The organism is Rhodoluna miladensis (SeqCode) (genome assembly GCF_965234705.1).
Classification (GTDB): Bacteria; Actinomycetota; Actinomycetes; order Actinomycetales; family Microbacteriaceae; genus Rhodoluna; species Rhodoluna miladensis.
This window is the reverse complement of the sequence record NZ_OZ248465.1, coordinates 1062795-1078724: the sequence shown is the minus strand read 5'-3', so window position 1 is coordinate 1078724 and position 15930 is coordinate 1062795. Positions and strand designations below refer to the sequence as shown.

18 protein-coding genes are annotated in these 15930 nt (G+C 50.3%); 12 read left to right on the top strand and 6 right to left on the bottom strand.

From position 1 onward, the window contains the following. Positions 1 to 50 precede the first annotated feature (50 nt). Entirely contained in the window at positions 51 to 725 is a 675-nt protein-coding gene (locus AC8GDC_RS05430) for a response regulator transcription factor (protein ID WP_506558474.1), read from the bottom strand. 64 nt (positions 726 to 789) lie between these two features. On the opposite strand from AC8GDC_RS05430, the gene AC8GDC_RS05425 reads away from it, so the two are divergent. The 3 genes from AC8GDC_RS05425 to ygfZ all read left to right on the top strand — a co-directional run bounded on the left by AC8GDC_RS05425 (position 790) and on the right by ygfZ (position 2793). Beyond that, a complete protein-coding gene (locus AC8GDC_RS05425; RefSeq protein WP_506557643.1) occupies positions 790 to 1047 on the top strand; it encodes a hypothetical protein in 258 nt (85 codons plus the stop codon). Positions 1048 to 1164: 117 nt separating this feature from the next. Continuing rightward, positions 1165 to 1755 (top strand): heme-binding beta-barrel domain-containing protein, encoded by a 591-nt coding sequence (locus AC8GDC_RS05420; protein WP_506557642.1) that lies wholly within the window; start codon positions 1165 to 1167, stop codon positions 1753 to 1755. Continuing rightward, on the top strand, positions 1756 to 2793 hold the full coding sequence (ygfZ, locus tag AC8GDC_RS05415; RefSeq protein WP_506557641.1) for a CAF17-like 4Fe-4S cluster assembly/insertion protein YgfZ: 1038 nt from the start codon (positions 1756 to 1758) through the stop codon (positions 2791 to 2793). Here the strand turns inward: ygfZ and AC8GDC_RS05410 are convergent. Beyond that, a complete protein-coding gene (locus tag AC8GDC_RS05410) occupies positions 2780 to 3574 on the bottom strand; it encodes a class I SAM-dependent methyltransferase (RefSeq protein WP_506557640.1) in 795 nt (264 codons plus the stop codon). The two genes, ygfZ and AC8GDC_RS05410, sit on opposite strands and share 14 nt — an antisense overlap. A gap of 35 nt (positions 3575 to 3609) precedes the next feature. On the opposite strand from AC8GDC_RS05410, the gene AC8GDC_RS05405 reads away from it, so the two are divergent. Next, complete coding sequence (locus tag AC8GDC_RS05405) at positions 3610 to 4359, top strand: phosphoglyceromutase (protein ID WP_506557639.1); 750 nt, start codon at positions 3610 to 3612, stop codon at positions 4357 to 4359. A 3-nt stretch (positions 4360 to 4362) separates the two neighbouring features. Here the strand turns inward: AC8GDC_RS05405 and phoU are convergent, their stop codons facing one another. Continuing rightward, a complete protein-coding gene (gene phoU, locus AC8GDC_RS05400) occupies positions 4363 to 5013 on the bottom strand; it encodes a phosphate signaling complex protein PhoU (RefSeq protein ID WP_506557638.1) in 651 nt (216 codons plus the stop codon). Between the two features lie 121 nt (positions 5014 to 5134). On the opposite strand from phoU, the gene AC8GDC_RS05395 reads away from it, so the two are divergent. Both AC8GDC_RS05395 and AC8GDC_RS05390 read left to right on the top strand, forming a co-directional pair. After that, positions 5135 to 6322, top strand: a complete 1188-nt coding sequence (locus tag AC8GDC_RS05395; protein WP_506557637.1) for a sensor histidine kinase — start codon at positions 5135 to 5137, stop codon at positions 6320 to 6322. Next, on the top strand, positions 6322 to 7002 hold the full coding sequence (locus tag AC8GDC_RS05390; protein ID WP_506557636.1) for a response regulator transcription factor: 681 nt from the start codon (positions 6322 to 6324) through the stop codon (positions 7000 to 7002). The genes AC8GDC_RS05395 and AC8GDC_RS05390 overlap by 1 nt, the downstream gene beginning before the upstream one ends. On the opposite strand, the gene AC8GDC_RS05385 is transcribed toward AC8GDC_RS05390, so the two are convergent. After that, on the bottom strand, positions 6999 to 7529 hold the full coding sequence (locus AC8GDC_RS05385; protein ID WP_506557635.1) for a hypothetical protein: 531 nt from the start codon (positions 7527 to 7529) through the stop codon (positions 6999 to 7001). The genes AC8GDC_RS05390 and AC8GDC_RS05385 overlap by 4 nt on opposite strands. A gap of 89 nt (positions 7530 to 7618) precedes the next feature. Here AC8GDC_RS05385 and AC8GDC_RS05380 point away from each other — a divergent pair, with 89 nt between their 5' ends. The 4 genes from AC8GDC_RS05380 to rlmB are packed head-to-tail and all read left to right on the top strand — an operon-like array spanning position 7619 to position 11728. After that, complete coding sequence (locus tag AC8GDC_RS05380) at positions 7619 to 8101, top strand: CarD family transcriptional regulator (protein WP_506557634.1); 483 nt, start codon at positions 7619 to 7621, stop codon at positions 8099 to 8101. A 15-nt stretch (positions 8102 to 8116) separates the two neighbouring features. Beyond that, complete coding sequence (gene ispD, locus AC8GDC_RS05375) at positions 8117 to 9283, top strand: 2-C-methyl-D-erythritol 4-phosphate cytidylyltransferase (protein WP_506557633.1); 1167 nt, start codon at positions 8117 to 8119, stop codon at positions 9281 to 9283. Then, positions 9280 to 10704, top strand: a complete 1425-nt coding sequence (gene cysS / locus AC8GDC_RS05370) for a cysteine--tRNA ligase (protein ID WP_506557632.1) — start codon at positions 9280 to 9282, stop codon at positions 10702 to 10704. Before ispD ends, cysS begins: the two co-directional genes overlap by 4 nt. Beyond that, entirely contained in the window at positions 10697 to 11728 is a 1032-nt protein-coding gene (rlmB, locus tag AC8GDC_RS05365) for a 23S rRNA (guanosine(2251)-2'-O)-methyltransferase RlmB (protein ID WP_506557631.1), read from the top strand. The genes cysS and rlmB overlap by 8 nt, the downstream gene beginning before the upstream one ends. Here rlmB and AC8GDC_RS05360 read toward each other — a convergent pair. Then, the gene (locus tag AC8GDC_RS05360; RefSeq protein WP_506557630.1) at positions 11725 to 13029 is read right to left on the bottom strand and encodes a DUF4032 domain-containing protein; all 1305 of its coding nucleotides are present in this window, start codon (positions 13027 to 13029) and stop codon (positions 11725 to 11727) included. The genes rlmB and AC8GDC_RS05360 overlap by 4 nt on opposite strands. 4 nt (positions 13030 to 13033) lie before the next feature. Further along, a complete protein-coding gene (locus AC8GDC_RS05355; protein WP_506557629.1) occupies positions 13034 to 14110 on the bottom strand; it encodes an ABC transporter ATP-binding protein in 1077 nt (358 codons plus the stop codon). Between the two features lie 150 nt (positions 14111 to 14260). Between AC8GDC_RS05355 and AC8GDC_RS05350 the strand changes: the two genes are divergently transcribed. Next, the gene (locus tag AC8GDC_RS05350; RefSeq protein WP_506557628.1) at positions 14261 to 15115 is read left to right on the top strand and encodes a DsbA family protein; all 855 of its coding nucleotides are present in this window, start codon (positions 14261 to 14263) and stop codon (positions 15113 to 15115) included. 8 nt (positions 15116 to 15123) lie between these two features. After that, entirely contained in the window at positions 15124 to 15894 is a 771-nt protein-coding gene (locus AC8GDC_RS05345; protein ID WP_506557627.1) for a polysaccharide deacetylase family protein, read from the top strand. Positions 15895 to 15930 lie beyond the last annotated feature (36 nt).

Sequence of the window (15930 nt, the reverse complement as noted above, 5' to 3'; positions counted from 1 at the left end):
AGGCTCAATATTGACACGCCAAGGCGTCCTGGCGGTTAACTTTTATTGAACTACAGGCTTGCTAGCTCTGAATCGCTTGGATTGAAGCGGTATCCAACGTTTCTAACGGTCCCAATCAGGGCCTCAAGATCGCCCAGTTTGGCTCGAAGTCTTCGAATATGAACATCCACAGTTCTGGTTCCTCCGAAGTAGTCGTATCCCCAAACTTCACTGAGCAACTGATCTCTGGAAAATACTCTGCCCGGGTGCTGAGCTAAAAACTTCAAAAGCTCGAACTCTTTATATGTCAGATCCAATGGTCGGCCGTGAATTCTTGCAGAGTAACTTGCTTCATCAATTACAACTCCCGAAGCATTGATGGTGTCGTTCTGTCCAATTTCTTTTGAACGACTAATTGCAAGCTTTACTCGAGTTTCAATTTCAGCGGGACCTGCTGAATCCAAAATGATGTCATCGGCACCCCACTCGGAGTTCAAGGCTGCCAATCCTCCCTCGGCGATAATCACGATAAGAGGTGCAGATAGACCAGTTGCGTTTAGAAGTTTTGCCATGGCCTTCGATGCGGCAAGGTCTTTTCTGGCGTCTAGAAAAACCAGGTCGTGACCTGGAGCATTTACCAAACTTGCTGGCTCAGCTGCGATGTATCGGACCCTGTGGCTCAGTAGTCCCAGGGCAGGAAGTACTTCTGATTCGGCCGAAGCCGTAAGAACCAGAAGCTGTGCCATCGATACTCCAAATCTTTGTGCCAAGTTTAGCCATAGCTGCAAGGTGCTAAGGCATGATTGAGATATGAGTAAGCACTGGGGTCAAATCATCAGCATCTGGGTGATTGTTGCCGCCTTGGCGCTTTGGGCGATTTTGAGCCAGAGTCAATCAACTGCTCCGGCTTGGTTCGGGACAATTCTGGCGGGCTCAGTTGCGCTGGTGTCCTTGTACCACTTGTTTAGAGCTCAGCCAGAGGGCATAGTCAGAAAGCTGGTCTATGTCGGCGGGGGAAGCTACCTGATCTTGGCGGTTGCCACCGCCTATGTGTTTTTGGCAAGTTAGACTTTATTCATGCTTGCACTCGAGATTTTCTTTACCGGCCTATTGGTTCTAGCTTCCCTTGCAATCGGATCAATCTCAGCTTTGGTTTTGTATCGACTCTTCAAGGGTCAGAAATAGTTGTTTGTCTTACCAGAGGGATTGCCCCTGGAACTTACCCCCTTTGCTTTTCTAGTAGGTAAGTGGTCCGGGCCCGGTCTCATTTCCTATCAGACCAAAACGTCCAAGATTGAACTGGAATTCACACAGACCATCGAATTCAGTCACGACGAGCAGCCCTACCTGAGCTACGTGTCTACATCAAAGCTCAGTGATGGAAAATCACTTCCAACCGAGATTGGTTTTTGGCGTTTGGCAAAATCACCTGAAGGTTCAGATAGCGGCCCAGGATTACTTCCTGGCAACGGCGAGAAACTTCTTGCAAACCATGAACAACTTGAAACCCTAAGGAACAAAGACGGTGGCTTCGACATCGAGGCATCGATTCTCCACCCGAGTGGAGTAAGCGAGCTCTACATCGGACAAATCAAAGGCGCGCGAGTTGACCTCTCCACCGACGCTGTCATGCGCTCCTCCTCGGCAAAAGAATATGTAGCAGCAACCAGAATGTTTGGTCTAGTTGACGGCAGTTTGCTTTGGGCGTGGGATATGGCCGCCCTTGGAAACCCTTTGGCATCGCACGCTTCAGCCAAGCTTGAAAGAGTTGAGTAGTTGTTAGTCAAGCAGCACTTCGGCGATCCGATGATTGAGCAGCGAAAGCTTTCTGAAGGCGAGGCGCTTTGCCCGTTGGATACTCAAGGTGTAATCGCGGTCAGCGGTATCGATCGTCTTACTTGGTTGCACTCACTACTTAGCCAAAATCTCAAGAACTTAGTTCCTGGTGAATCCGCCGAGGCTTTATTGCTGGACCCGCAGGGAAGAATCGAACAAGTAATCAAGGTCATCGATGACGGCGAGACCACCTGGCTGTTAGTTGATAGCAATCAGACCGAAGCACTGCTTACCTGGCTGCAGAAGATGGTCTTTCGTATGAAAGTTGAAATCACCGACCGTTCAGCAGACTTTGCAACAGTTGGCGCAACCAAGACAACGCCTGAGATTTCTTTTTTGTCAAACGATCATCCATTGATTTGGAAAGACCAGTGGCCAGGAGTTGTTGCCGGGGGATACCGCTATTCAACTCGTGCCGTTGATTACACGTGGTTCGAGCATTTGGTTGAAGCGGAAAAGCTAGATCAACTCCTAGCTGGCAAAGTGCTAGCTGGAACGATGGCTGCTGATGGTTTACGGGTGGCAGCTGGAAGACCGAAAGCAATCAACGAAGTCGATGAGAAATCTCTTCCGCACGAACTAGATCTGCTAGCAACCGCAGTTCACCTTTCGAAGGGTTGCTACCGTGGCCAGGAGTCAGTTGCCAAAGTTCACAATCTGGGTCATCCACCAAGAAGACTTACCTTTTTGCATCTCGATGGCTCGGAGCATGCTCTTCCAGATGTTGGCGATGAAATCTGGGTTTTAGGGGAAGAAAAGACTCGAGGGAAAATCACCTCGGTAGCTCAGCACTTTGACATGGGCCCAATCGCCCTTGCCGTTATCTCCCGATCTGTCCCGGAAGATGCTGCCCTAGAGGTTGTTGGCAAGCACGGATCGATAGCCGCAACGCAAGAGATAATCGTTCCTCAGTCGGCAGGTTCTGTTGCAAACATCCCGAAGCTTCCAAAGCTCAATCTTGGAGCTAGGGCGAAATAGCCTCATAGGCAACACTTAGCTCCCCAAGCCTCCAGCGCTTCGGGGAGTTTTCAATTGGCCAACCGGCTTCTAGCAAACTCTTTGCCGTTTGCACAAATCGCTGAGCCGAACCAAAGGCACCAAAGCCGGCAGCTTTATCCCACGCCAGATCTAGTTCCTGCAGGTAGCGATGGATGTTATTTCCTGGAATGTTTTTGTGGATCAAGATTTTTGGAAGGCGCTCCGCAACTTTTGAAGGTCTATCGAGCCCTTGTAATCGCAACGAGATGGTAAAGGTCAGTGGCTTTGTTTTATCGAGCGTTATCCAACTAGCTACCCTTCCGATTTCATCGCAGGTGCCCTCGATGATTAAGCCGTCTTTGCTAAGTCGCGACTGCATAAGCGACCAGGCTGACAAAACTTCTGATTCCGAGTACTGCCTTAGGACATTCAGTGCACGAATAAGGTCAACATCTTCTCGGTCTGAGAACGCTTTTGGAATTGGAACCTCAAACCCGCCGTGCTCAAAAGCAAGCTTGGAATGCTCCAGTGCTTTGGCTTCAGTCACCCGAGCCGGATCAATTTCAATTCCTAGGACTCGAATAGTTGGGGAGACTTTCGCAAGTCTTCCCAAAAGCTCAACTGCGGTGACCGGGGTTTTGCCATATCCCAGATCAACTGCAATGGGATTAGCTACAAGCCTTAGGAAGGTGAACTGAGTTAGGTACCGATCGATGCGCCGAAGGCGGTTGGGGTTAGTGGTTCCGCGAGTTATTGCGCCAACCGGTTTTTTCAAAGCCACCACTAAAAACTACCCTGCTGACTAAACTTGAGAGTATGACTAGCCAATACACCTTGATTTTGCTTCGGCACGGCAACAGCTTGTGGAACCAACAGAACCTGTTCACCGGTTGGGTCGATGTTGACCTAAGCGATCAGGGCCGCCAGGAAGCAAAGCGAGCCGGAGAGCTATTGGCGGAATCTGGCCTAAAGCCAGACCTTCTTTATACCTCTTTACTTAGACGTGCCATCTCCACAGCAAACATTGCCCTTGATACCGCCGAGCGCAGCTGGATTGAAGTCAAGAGATCTTGGCGCCTGAATGAACGTCACTACGGGGCTCTTCAGGGCAAGGACAAAGCTCAGACTTTGGCTGAGTATGGACCGGAGCAATTTCAGGTTTGGCGCCGAAGCTTTGATGTTCCACCACCGCCAATTGAGGATTCCGATAAGTATTCCCAGGCAGGTGACGAGCGCTACGCCGGCCTTGGTTCTTCAGTTCCAAAAACTGAGTGCCTAAAAGATGTCTTGGTTCGGATGATGCCACTTTGGGATGAAATCAAAGCTGATCTAAAGGCTGACCGCACAGTGTTGGTTACCGCTCACGGAAATTCGCTACGGGCACTGGTGAAGCACCTGGATGGAATTTCTGATGAGGACATTGCCGAGCTGAATATTCCAACCGGTATGCCGCTGGTTTACAAGCTGAATGAGAATTTTGAACCAACCGTCAAGGGTGGTGCGTACCTAGATCCTGAGGCAGCTGCAGCCGGAGCTGCAGCGGTAGCAAGCCAGGGAAAGAAGTAAGCCTTACTCGGTTTCGTTCCACTCACCAGTGGTGAGGTAACTTACTTTGGATGAGATATCAACAACGTGGTCAGCGAAGCGCTCGAAGTAGCGGCTTGCCAAAGTCACGTCAACTGTAAATATTGCGTTTTCTTTCCAAGACGGGGCAAGAACAACATCGAACACAGTTCTGTGCAGTTCGTCGACTCTTTCGTCTTCAGCCTGAATAGCACGAGCTTGATCGACGTCGGTGTTGCTCAATACCCCAGCAACTTTCTTGGCAAGCTGGGCATCTAGGGCCCCCATCTCTTCAAAAGTCTTTCTTAGGGAATCTGGAACCGCGGAACCTGGAAAGCGGTAGCGCGCAATTGCAGCGATGTGTCCGGCAAGTGCTCCCATGCGCTCAAGCGACGCACTGATTCGAAGTGCGGAAACCAATACTCGAAGGTCTCGGGCAACTGGCGACTGCTGGGCCAAAACCCTGATTACTAGTTCATCAAGAGCCAAGGCCTTTTCCTCGTTGGTGTCGGCCAGAGCAATCGCTTCATCTGCCTGGCCCACATCACTGGTCAAAAATGCTTTTGAAGCCTTCTCCATGATTACCGAAGTGGAATTTGCCATCTCTACTAGGCGCTGCTGCACCTCTTGAAGCTCGCTTCTGAATACTTCTCTCAAGGAATTGCCTTTCTGGCTGATTGGTTGACTATCCCAGCCTTTGGTTAACGCAGGTCAAATAAACACCAAACCCTAGCCAAAATCCAGACCGATATGCCTTTTTGTACCTGGGAGCTTACTTTTGAGCCATATTGTTAACCTTGTGAACAACTTTAGCCTAGCGGTTATCTTCCTGACCATCGCGGTAGCGGTGGTCGGTGCAGCCATAGCCGGCTTTGCAATCGGACGCCGGGGCTTCCAGATCGACTCCAACAGCGACCCAATTCCGTTCCCAACTTTGGCTGCTGAGATCCTCGAGCTATTTGGCTCGGTTGGAATTTTGCTCGGGGCATCTAATCAAGTTGTACGAATGAACAACCGCGCTGAATCCTTTGGTCTTGTCACTCGTGGCGTGCTGGTGCAGCAAGATCTAATTGAACTTGCCCAGCTAGCAAGATCTTCAAAAGAGGTCGAGTCCTTCGAAGGAGTTTTGCGCTTTGGTCTTGCGCAAGAAAAGATTTCAGTTTCGGCAAAAGCCTCACTGGTTGCGAACGATTACGTTGTCTTGGTCCTTGAGGATCGAACAAGGGATATTCGCTTAGATAAAACAAGACGAGATTTTATCGAGAACATCTCCCACGAACTAAAAACCCCAATCGGAGCAATCGCTTTGCTATCGGAGGCAATTGCCCAGGCCGGGGATGATCGAGCAACAATTGAAAAATTCGCGGGCAATCTAAATAAAGAAGCAAGCCGGCTATCTTTTCTAGTCCAAGACATCATCGAGCTATCCAGACTTCAGTCCGAAGAGGTTCTCGCCGAAGCAGAGCTAGTTGATCTAAGCAGTGTTGTTTCTGAAGCAGTTGATCGAAACGAGCAGCTGGCTTCTAAGCGAAACATTAGATTGCTTTCTGATGGTGGAAAAGGTCCGGAAGTTTTTGGCAACAAAGAGATGTTGACGGCAGCTGTCAAGAACTTGATCGAGAATGCGATCAGTTATTCAGAACCTGGATCTCAAGTTGGAATCGGCTGCACCGTCAAAGGTCCGCTGGCGGAAATTGTGGTTACCGATTCCGGTGCCGGAATTTCTGCTGAAAATCAAGAGCGGGTGTTCGAGCGCTTTTATCGCATCGACCCTTCCAGATCCAGAGAAACTGGCGGCACTGGCCTAGGCCTGAGCATCGTCAAGCACGTGGCCAAGATTCACCGAGGCGATATAAAGCTGTTTTCCCAGCTAGGTGTTGGCTCCACTTTCACTATCAGAATTCCGTTGGCCACCGCCGCGGATCCAGTCACAGGCACCATCAAAGTAGTCCCGGAGGCAAGCTAATGACCAAGGTGCTAGTAGTCGAAGATGAGCAATCACTGAGGGAACCACTGGTGTTCATGCTCGAAAAAGAAGGCTACGAAGTGATCGAGGCCGAGAACGGTGAGATTGCCATTCAGAAATTCCAAGCCGAGGGTGCTGATGTGATTTTACTGGATCTGATGATGCCCAAGCTCGATGGCAACCAGGTCTGCAAGCAAATTCGCCTGAGTTCAAATGTTCCAATCATCATGCTTACCGCCAAGGACTCAGAAGTGGACAAGGTTGTTGGATTAGAAATCGGAGCTGATGACTACGTCACCAAGCCTTACTCGACAAGGGAGCTGCTAGCCCGCATGAAAGCAGTTCTCCGTAGAAAAATTGAGCCAGCCGTTGAAGCCGATTCGGTTTTGGTAGCCGGAGAGCTAAGGCTTGATTCCGACAGGCACCAGGTCACTCTTTCCGGAAAGACAATCGCTTTTCCCCTGAAGGAGTTTGAGCTACTTGAGCTACTTATGGAAAACGTGAACCGAGTGCTAACTCGAGGACAAATTATTGACCGGGTCTGGGGAGCTAACTACTTTGGCGATACCAAGACTCTGGATGTTCATATCAAGAGGCTTCGATCAAAGATTGAAGAAGACCCGGCCAGACCTAAATACATTCAGACCGTTCGCGGTCTGGGATACAAATTTGAAATCTAGTTAGTCGGCTCAGCTGCTTCTGTAGGCTCAGGAGTCGGTGCAACCTGCTGTTCTAAAAGCAAAAGAAGAGCCTTGTATTCCGGAAGTGTTCCATCCAGAACTGGAACTTGGACCCCGTCACTTATGGTGTCGGATTCCAGGAAGTAAAACAGTGCGGTTTGTCCTGGCACCTCAACAACTGGCATGGAAATAGCTGGATTGCCGTTGTATCCGAAGTCGAGTTTTGCTCCAGAGACAATTTCAACAAAGTAATCGGTTTTTGCTTGAGAGTTTGGGTCCACGTACTGAATCTTTACGACCTTAGGTTCAGAAGAAGAACTCACCAGCGAACCAATTAGAAAACCTTGACCTGATTCGGAGACTAAGTACATAAAGTTGCGAGCTTTGATGTTTTCTAGATCAACTTGCTGACCGTCACTTGGAGCATATGGCTTTAGAGAGGTGACATCGCCTGAGAAGCTACAAGCGCTGGTTGACAGCGCCAGGGTAGCTATCAGCGCTGAAACAGCTAAACGGCGTACAAACAAGGGTTCCTCCTGTGGTTTCCATAAGTTTATCGCACTTATAAATGGCATTAGCTGTGGTAAAATAGTGGTTTCTGAAGGGAATCCAACACATGAAGTTTGAAGTTGGCGAAACCGTTGTCTACCCTCACCATGGCGCAGCGAAGATCGTTGAGGTTAAAAACCGCAACGTACGCGGCGAGACTCAGAAATACCTACAACTAAAGGTCGCCCAGGGCGATCTGACCATTTGGGTCCCTGCTGCCAACGTTGAGATGGTCGGAGTCAGAGACGTTATTGACCGTAAGGGTGTTCAGCAGGTATTTGACGTGCTTCGGGCTGAATTCATCGAAGAGCCAACCAACTGGTCCAGAAGGTATAAAGCCAACCTGGAAAAACTTGCTTCAGGCGATGTAGTAAAAGTCTCTGAAGTAGTTAGAGATCTTTGGAGAAGAGATCAGGACCGCGGACTTTCAGCTGGTGAAAAGCGCATGCTTGCCAAAGCGCGCCAAATTCTTGTTTCCGAGCTAGCCCTTGCCAAAAAGACCGACGAGGAAAAAGCCTCGGCGTTACTTGACCAAGTTCTGGCCTCCTAGGAAAGACAAAAAGCTATGACCCCTCGCGCAGTGGCGGTGGTGCTACTGGCAGCAGGTCGGGGAGAGCGCTTAGGAGCCAATCAACCCAAAGCATTCGTTGAGCTTGCTGGAAAATCCCTTCTGGAGCACTCCATCTATCGAGCTCTAGCCACCGATAACTTACGACAACTGATCATCGCTGTTCCTGAATCTCACCTTGCTCAAATCCTCGAGCTTGAAAACCAACTTGATTCTCAAGGCGTTGACATTCGAGTTGTGGTGGGAGGAGCAACCAGGCAGCAGTCAGTTTCAGAAGCGCTCGCAGTTTTAGCTGGAGGCATCGACATAGTTTTGGTGCACGATTCAGCCAGGGCTCTTACCTCAACCAATTTGTTCAATCGCGTTGCAGACGCGGTCTTTGAAAACCAAATTGGAGTAATCCCAGCTCTAGCAGTTGCAGACACCATCAAAAAGTATCGAGGCGATCTGGTCGAAGAAACCGTCGATCGTGCTGAACTAATTAGGGCTCAAACCCCTCAGGGATTTCCCGCTGAACTAATTGTTAAAGCACATGTAGCAGCAGCTGCAGATTACACCGACGATGCGAGTTTGGTCCAAGCCTTTGGTGGAACTGTGATGATGGTTCCTGGCGAGGAAGTGGCGATGAAAATTACCACCGCGGAAGATTTAGAAACCGCGCAAGGATATTTGTTATCTGGAGCCAGAACCGGAATCGGTTCCGATTCGCACCGCTTCAGTGAAGATGCAACGAAGACTCTTCAGCTCGGTTGCCTCGAATGGCCAGGACATCGTGGCCTTGAAGGCCATAGCGATGGCGACGTCATCGCTCACTCGGTGGTCGACGCACTTCTAGCCGCAGCCGGACTAGGGGACATCGGTTCCAACTTTGGAGTGGACAGACCTGAATTTGCTGGAGCATCGGGCGAGGTTTTCCTGCGGGGAACACTTGAGCTGCTTACCAAACACGGCTTTGAGCCGGTGAATGTCTCGGTGCAACTAATTGGCAATGAGCCCAAGCTTTCTCCAAGACGGCTTGAGCTAGAAACTCACTTGGGCTCAATTATTGGTGCGCCGGTTAGCGTCTCTGCCACCACAACAGATGGGCTCGGCTTTTTAGGTAACGACGAGGGCCTCGCGGCTATCGCAACCAGTTTGGTTCGAAAGGTAGGCTTTAGCTCGTGACCCTGAAGCTTTTTGACTCCCGAAGCTCAGCACTTAGGGATTTCAAACCACTAAAAAACGGCGAAGTAGGCATCTATCTTTGCGGCGCAACTGTTCAATCAGCTCCGCACCTAGGTCACCTTCGATCCGCTTTGGTCTATGACCAGCTTCGTCGCTGGCTAGTTGCCAGCGGTTACAAAGTAAGCATGATTCGCAATGTCACAGACATCGATGACAAAGTTCTAGATAACGCAAAAGCCGAAAACCGACCTTGGTGGGAACTTGCCTTCAAATACGAGCAGCTTTTTTCTGAAAGCTATCGTCGGTTAGATATTGCAGCGCCTACCTACGAACCACGTGCCACTGCAAACATCACCGAGATGATTTCGCTCATCCAACTTCTTATTGAAAAAGGCCACGCCTACCAGGTTGAAGGTTCCGCTGATGTCTATTTCAGCGCAGCGAGCTGGAAGGAGTACGGCGAGCTAACGAACCAAAAAGCAGATGACTTAATTGACGATACTGAGGCTCAAGCTCGCGGAAAGAAAGACCCGAGAGATTTTGCCCTATGGAAATCACACAAGGACTCAGAGCCGAAGGACGCTGCTTGGAATTCACCGTTTGGACTTGGAAGACCCGGCTGGCACATCGAGTGCTCAGCAATGAGCGTTAAGTACTTGGGCACCAAGTTTGACATTCACGGTGGGGGACTAGATCTTCGCTTCCCTCATCACGAAAATGAACTTGCTCAGTCCCGAGCAGCTGGACACGAATTTGCAAACTTCTGGCTCCACAACGGTCTGGTTAATGTCAACGGTCAAAAGATGAGTAAATCCCTCGGCAATTCAATTCTGGTTAGTGATGTGCTTAACGACTCAAACGCTTTAGCGCTTCGCTATTACCTTGGTTCAGCACAGTATCGATCAGTGCTGGATTACAACGAAGGTGTCCTTGCCGAAGCCGAATCAGCCCTAGAGCGAATTAGAACATTCTTGGATCGAGCTGCCCGCGCTCTAAGCGAAAAAGGTCTGCTTGCAAAACTCGAACTAGATCAGGGAGCTTTTCCGGATAAGTTCACCTCAGCCATGAACGACGACCTGAATATTCCAGCAGCTCTAGCGGTATTGCACGAGAGTGTCCGTGAAGGTAATGCCAGCCTCGATGATCAGCTGCCTCATCAAGCAGCCCGCAACTATGCTGAAGTGTTGGCAATGGTGGATGTTTTGAACATCAACCCAACGGCTAAGTTCTGGCAAGGTTCAGGTGCAACGGCTGCGATGAGCGCACTGGATGGCCTGGTTCGATCTCTGATTGAACAGAGAAACGTTGCAAGGGATAGCAAAGATTTCAAAACTTCTGATCGCATCCGCGATCAGCTAAAAGCAGTTGGTGTGGCTCTCGAAGACTCGGCCGGCTCGACCCATTGGAACCTAGATGCCTAGCAAACCGATTCGACCAGGAGCCGCTAAGGGCAAAAAGGGACCGAACGTTGGTACCGGTGGCCACGGCCGCAAAAAGCTCGAAGGCAAGGGCCCAACCCCTAAAGCCGAGGATCGTAAAGGCCACAAAGCTTTTCGAGCCAAAAAATCTGCGGACAAAAAAAGAGCGACCGGTGTAAGAGTTTCCCGCAAGGGTGAATTTGTTGCATCGGGACCAAAGACCGCCGGTGTTGCAGGCGCTGCTGCAAGAAAAGGCAGGCGCATTACCAAAACCTCCGAGAACTTTGAAGTTCTATCGGGAAGAAACTCAGTAGTTGAGGCTTTGCGAGCAAAAGTTCCGGCTACCGCTTTGTATCTGGCATCGAGAATCGAAATGGATGATCGCGTCAAAGAGGCAATCACCTTGGCCAACCTTCGCAAGATTCCAATCAACGAAGTTACTCGTCCAGAAATCGATCGTTTAACAGGATTTGATTCTGTTCATCAGGGAGTTGCACTTCAAGTGCCGCCCTACAATTACTCTCACCCGATGGAGCTACTAGATAAAGTCTTAGCTCGCGGATCCAAGCCTTTGTTTGTTGCATTAGATGGAATCACAGACCCGAGAAACCTCGGTGCAATCATTCGCTCGGTTGCCGCCTTCGGTGGTCACGGAGTAATCCTCCCGCAGCGCCGCTCAACTGGAGTCACAGCTGCTGCCTGGAAAACTTCAGCAGGAGCTGCAGCCAGGGTTCCGGTGGCCTTGGCTGGAAACTTGAACGCAACTTTGAAGGAATTCAAAAAGAGGAAGTTGTTTGTGGTGGGCCTTGATGGAGGCGGCGATGTTTCGCTGCCAAAATTCAATCTTTCAAATGAGGGATTAGTTTTAGTGATTGGTTCTGAAGGAAAAGGCTTATCCAGACTGGTTCAGGAAAACTGCGACACTGTTTTATCTATTCCGATTGCCAAGGAAACTGAATCCTTGAACGCTGGAATTGCCGCATCTGTGGCTTTGTACGAGATCTCAAAGTCCCGCCCGAAGTTTTAGACCTTATCTCGCCAGTCGCCTTCTTCTTCCTCGTCCACTTCGATATTTCCTGATGGAATCGAGGTAGGCAGGGTTATGGCTTCAGTCATCGGACCAATGAGCGCCTCTTCGTCACGCCGATGAGCAAGCACATTCTCAACGTAGGAATTCACCGCGTCAGCTAACGGGACTCCTTTTTGCTGGTTCTCCGCCAGGGATGCGCGATGCTCAAGCACCTGATGGAACACCTCGGCTGGCTCAAGCTTGCCGGAGTACTCGCGTGGAATAGCCTTCACAACCGGTTCAAATACTTCGCTTAGCCAGCGGTGCGCCATTACCTCTTCATCGGCTTCGGCATCAAATTTGACCTTGAAAGCATCAAGGTCATTCAGCAATCTTCTGGCTTGGTTTTCTTCAACGTCTAATCCGGTTAGGCGTATGAGTCTTCGGGCATGGTGACCTGCGTCGACAACCTTTGGCTGAATCTTTACGCTGCGACCATTTTCTTCCGTTTTGATCATCAGCTCTTCAATATCGAAGCCAAGTTCGTTGAGTCTTTCAACGCGCTGGGTGATTCTCCAGCGCTCATCCTTACTGAAAACTTCAGCTGCAGTTAGTTCAACCCAGAGCTCTTTATACTTCCTCACGATTCGCTCGCTAGTTGCGTTTGGATCAACTCCAGGCTTAGCCCGTCCGCTAGCAACCAAATCCATTAGCTCTCCGGCAATGTTGACTCTTGCAATTTCCAAATCGTTTTCGCGCTGGCCGTTCGAGAGCCCGGAATCGTAAAGCTGTCCGGTTTCAGCATCAACTAGATACGCTGCGAACGAACCTGCATCTCTTCGGAAAAGTGTGTTGGAAAGAGACACATCGCCCCAGAAAAATCCTGCGATGTGAAGGCGAACCAGCAACAGAGCTAATGCATCCACAAGCCTTGTTGCGGTTTCAGGACGCAGACCCTGCGACCACATCGCACGATAGGGAAGTGAGAACTTTAGGTGTCTTGTGATTAGCACCGCAGGTAACTCGTTGCCCTCGTCATCTTTGCGGTTTTTGATGATTGCGAATGGCTCCACGCACGGAACATCCAGTTTCTGAAGGCTCTTGAGCATTTCGTATTCGCGCACGGCCAGTTCAGGCAAGGTTTCCTTAATCGCAATCACGTAGCTACTCAGGTGCGCAAAACGAACAGTGTGACGCGATAGACCTTTAGGCAGTGCTGCGATGTTCTCTTCCGGCCACTGCTCCAAAGGTAATTGCCACGGCAAATCCAGCAGAGCCGAATCGAACGTGGAAGCCTTTATATCTAATGCTTGGGCCATTTAGTTAGTTCAGGCGCTCTCCGGTTACAACATCGAATAGGTGCATGATTCCACCCTCAGGCTTTAGGAAGACGGTCTCTCCCTTGTGCGGGTGGTCACGACCATCGACCCTAGAAACCAGTTCTGCGTGAGCTCCATCAACAGTTGCCGATCCGTATAGGAATCCATCGGAGCCAAGCTCCTCAACAACGTCGACCTCAACTGAGATTCCCTCGTTCTTGGATACAGCAAGGTTTTCAGGCCTTACTCCCAAGGTCACAAGCTTGGCCGAGGTCTTGGCAAGTACTGAACTGTCAATCTTGACCACGGTGTTTCCGAACTGAACTCCGCCATCGACGATTGGAAGCTGAAGTAGGTTCATGGCTGGTGAGCCAATAAATCCTGCAACGAATACGTTCTTTGGAGTTTCGTAGAGCTCTCTGGGGGTGGCTACCTGCTGCATCACTCCGTCTTTCAAAACTGCAACGCGGTCACCCATGGTCATTGCCTCGACCTGGTCGTGGGTCACGTAAACGGTTGTGACTCCCAGGCGACGCTGAAGCGAAGCAATCTGAGTACGAGTCTGAACTCTTAGCTTGGCGTCCAAGTTCGATAGTGGCTCATCCATGAGAAATACCTGAGGCTTACGAACAATTGCTCGACCCATGGCAACGCGCTGGCGCTGACCACCGGAGAGTGCCTTTGGCTTGCGGTTTAGGTATGGCTCAAGATCTAGAAGCTTGGCTGCATCAAGAACGCGCGCTGCGCGCTCCTCTTTATCAACACCGGCAATCTTGAGTGCGAAACCCATGTTCTCCGCAACTGTCATGTGTGGGTACAGAGCATAGTTTTGGAACACCATCGCGATGTCGCGATCTTTTGGTGGGATGTTGGTGACGTCGCGGTCACCAATTAGGATCTGCCCACCATTGACTTCTTCAAGTCCTGCGAGCATTCGCAAGGTGGTGGATTTTCCGCAACCGGAAGGACCAACCAAAACTAAGAATTCGCCGTCGGCGATTTCTAGGTCAATTGCGTCTACCGCTGGGGTGGTGCCGCCCGGGTATGTTCGGGTGGCTTTCTGGAATTTAACTGATGCCATGATTTTCTCCTTCACCGGCAGGTACGTGCCGGACGATCCTTAGTGAATTCGCTCAACATAGGCACTGTTGAGTACTTCTATTATCCCACCGCTCTAGCCCCCTAAACACGGGGCCTTCGGAGGGTCTAAAACCTGTTGTAAACTACCCAAATGACCTCAAAAACCCCAAGACCAACCAGATCAGAGCAGCGTGAAGCTGCCCGCGCCAAAGCTAAGACCCTTAGGGAGCAGCAGCAAAAGGGCGATAAGCGCAAGCGCGTTCTCATCCAGCTTGGAATTGCCATTTCGGTGATTGTGGCCGTTGGAGCCGTGGCGCTAACAATCTTTAACGCCAGCACCGCCTCCACCGCAGTTCCTACAAACGCGAATTTCAATGATGGCGTCAAGGTTGGAACTGACCTGAAGGTGTTCACCGAAGATTTCACCCCAGCCCCTGCCCCAGGAGAAACCCCTGTGGAGATCATCATTTATGTTGACTACCAGTGCCCGATTTGTGCAGTGTTTGAGCTTCCAAACAGCGAGCAGATCAAGAACTGGGTTGCCTCAGGAATGGCAACGGTTGAGATGCACGCCCTTTCGTTCCTAGATGGCCGTGGCTCACCAAACGCATTTTCTTCCAGAGCCGCAAACGCAGCCCTGTGTGTTTCAGAGCACTCACCAGACAATTTCTTTGAATACAACACCCGACTGTTCAAGTCCCAGCCCACCGAAGGTGCTCCGGGACCTGAGAATGCTGAATTGATTAGCTTTGCCGAGGAAGTCGGGGCCAGCAACATTGACCTGATTTCCAGTTGTATCAATGAGAAGGCTTTTGGAAACTGGATTAAAGACTCAACCGAACGAGCTCTAACCGAGCCGATTCCGGGTACTGCCATTCAGGTCAGTGGCACCCCAACCGTTTTGGTAAACGGCGAACAGTACACCTGGGAGACTGGCGAAGAACTTGCCAGCGCAGCGCGCTTTGCTCAGTTTGTGCAGTTTGTCACTACCGGTGCCCAGGGCTAATCTAAAAATTGCTTAGAAGAGAATTCCTCGCGGCCTCGGCCGCGGGGTTTTTCTTTCCCTCGGCAGCTCACGCTGCCGGTGGTCCACTGATTGTTCCAGATCCAATCATTCGCGATAGGGTCGCTTCCCCAATTGGCCCGCTGGGTTTTCAGAGAACTGCACTCAAAGAAGGTAGGCGCATTCGCCTACCTGAATCAGAGATCAAGCGAATTGCTTGGACTGTTGATGATGGAGCAAGCGCCGCTGGGGTTCGCGACTATTTGGACTTTGTTGAGCGATACGACTTGAGGATGACATTTTTTATCAACTCTGTCTACCCAGCCTGGAAGAAAAATCGCGAGCAAATGAAGGAGCTAGTTGATGCTGGAAAGATTCAGCTAGCAAACCACACCCACTCTCACCCGAGCATGACAAGGCTCTCGACTGCTGGAATCAAGCAGGAGCTTAGAAAATGCGGCAGCTTCATCGAAGATAACTTCGGGGTAAGTGCCAAGCCCTACTACCGGCCTCCCTATGGGCGAATTGATCAGAGAGTAATAAAAGTTGCAAACGACATGGGATACACATCCCCGGTTATGTGGAGTGGATCTCTAGGGGATAGTGCTACCCAGAGAAAGCGATATATTCTTCAGCTTGGAAACAAGTGGATTAGAGATCGCACAATTTTGCTCGATCATTTCAACGACCGAACTCCAAAATACGTCTTCAAGGCCCTGGCCAAGCACCTAGAGCAAAGAGAGCTTCTAACAGTGACCCTGGATGATGTTTATTACAGCTAGCTAACTTAGGGCGTTGGCTGCTTGGCCCTGTTTTGG

Bases quoted from the DNA above. Each gene is read 5' to 3' on its own strand.
- AC8GDC_RS05430 (WP_506558474.1), bottom strand. From the start codon at position 725: ATGGCACAGCTTCTGGTTCTTACGGCTTCGGCCGAATCAGAAGTACTT.
- AC8GDC_RS05425 (WP_506557643.1), top strand. From the start codon at position 790: ATGAGTAAGCACTGGGGTCAAATCATCAGCATCTGGGTGATTGTTGCC.
- AC8GDC_RS05405 (WP_506557639.1), top strand. From the start codon at position 3,610: ATGACTAGCCAATACACCTTGATTTTGCTTCGGCACGGCAACAGCTTG.
- AC8GDC_RS05390 (WP_506557636.1), top strand. From the start codon at position 6,322: ATGACCAAGGTGCTAGTAGTCGAAGATGAGCAATCACTGAGGGAACCA.
- AC8GDC_RS05380 (WP_506557634.1), top strand. From the start codon at position 7,619: ATGAAGTTTGAAGTTGGCGAAACCGTTGTCTACCCTCACCATGGCGCA.
- ispD (WP_506557633.1), top strand. From the start codon at position 8,117: ATGACCCCTCGCGCAGTGGCGGTGGTGCTACTGGCAGCAGGTCGGGGA.
- rlmB (WP_506557631.1), top strand. From the start codon at position 10,697: ATGCCTAGCAAACCGATTCGACCAGGAGCCGCTAAGGGCAAAAAGGGA.
- AC8GDC_RS05360 (WP_506557630.1), bottom strand. From the start codon at position 13,029: ATGGCCCAAGCATTAGATATAAAGGCTTCCACGTTCGATTCGGCTCTG.
- AC8GDC_RS05355 (WP_506557629.1), bottom strand. From the start codon at position 14,110: ATGGCATCAGTTAAATTCCAGAAAGCCACCCGAACATACCCGGGCGGC.
- AC8GDC_RS05350 (WP_506557628.1), top strand. From the start codon at position 14,261: ATGACCTCAAAAACCCCAAGACCAACCAGATCAGAGCAGCGTGAAGCT.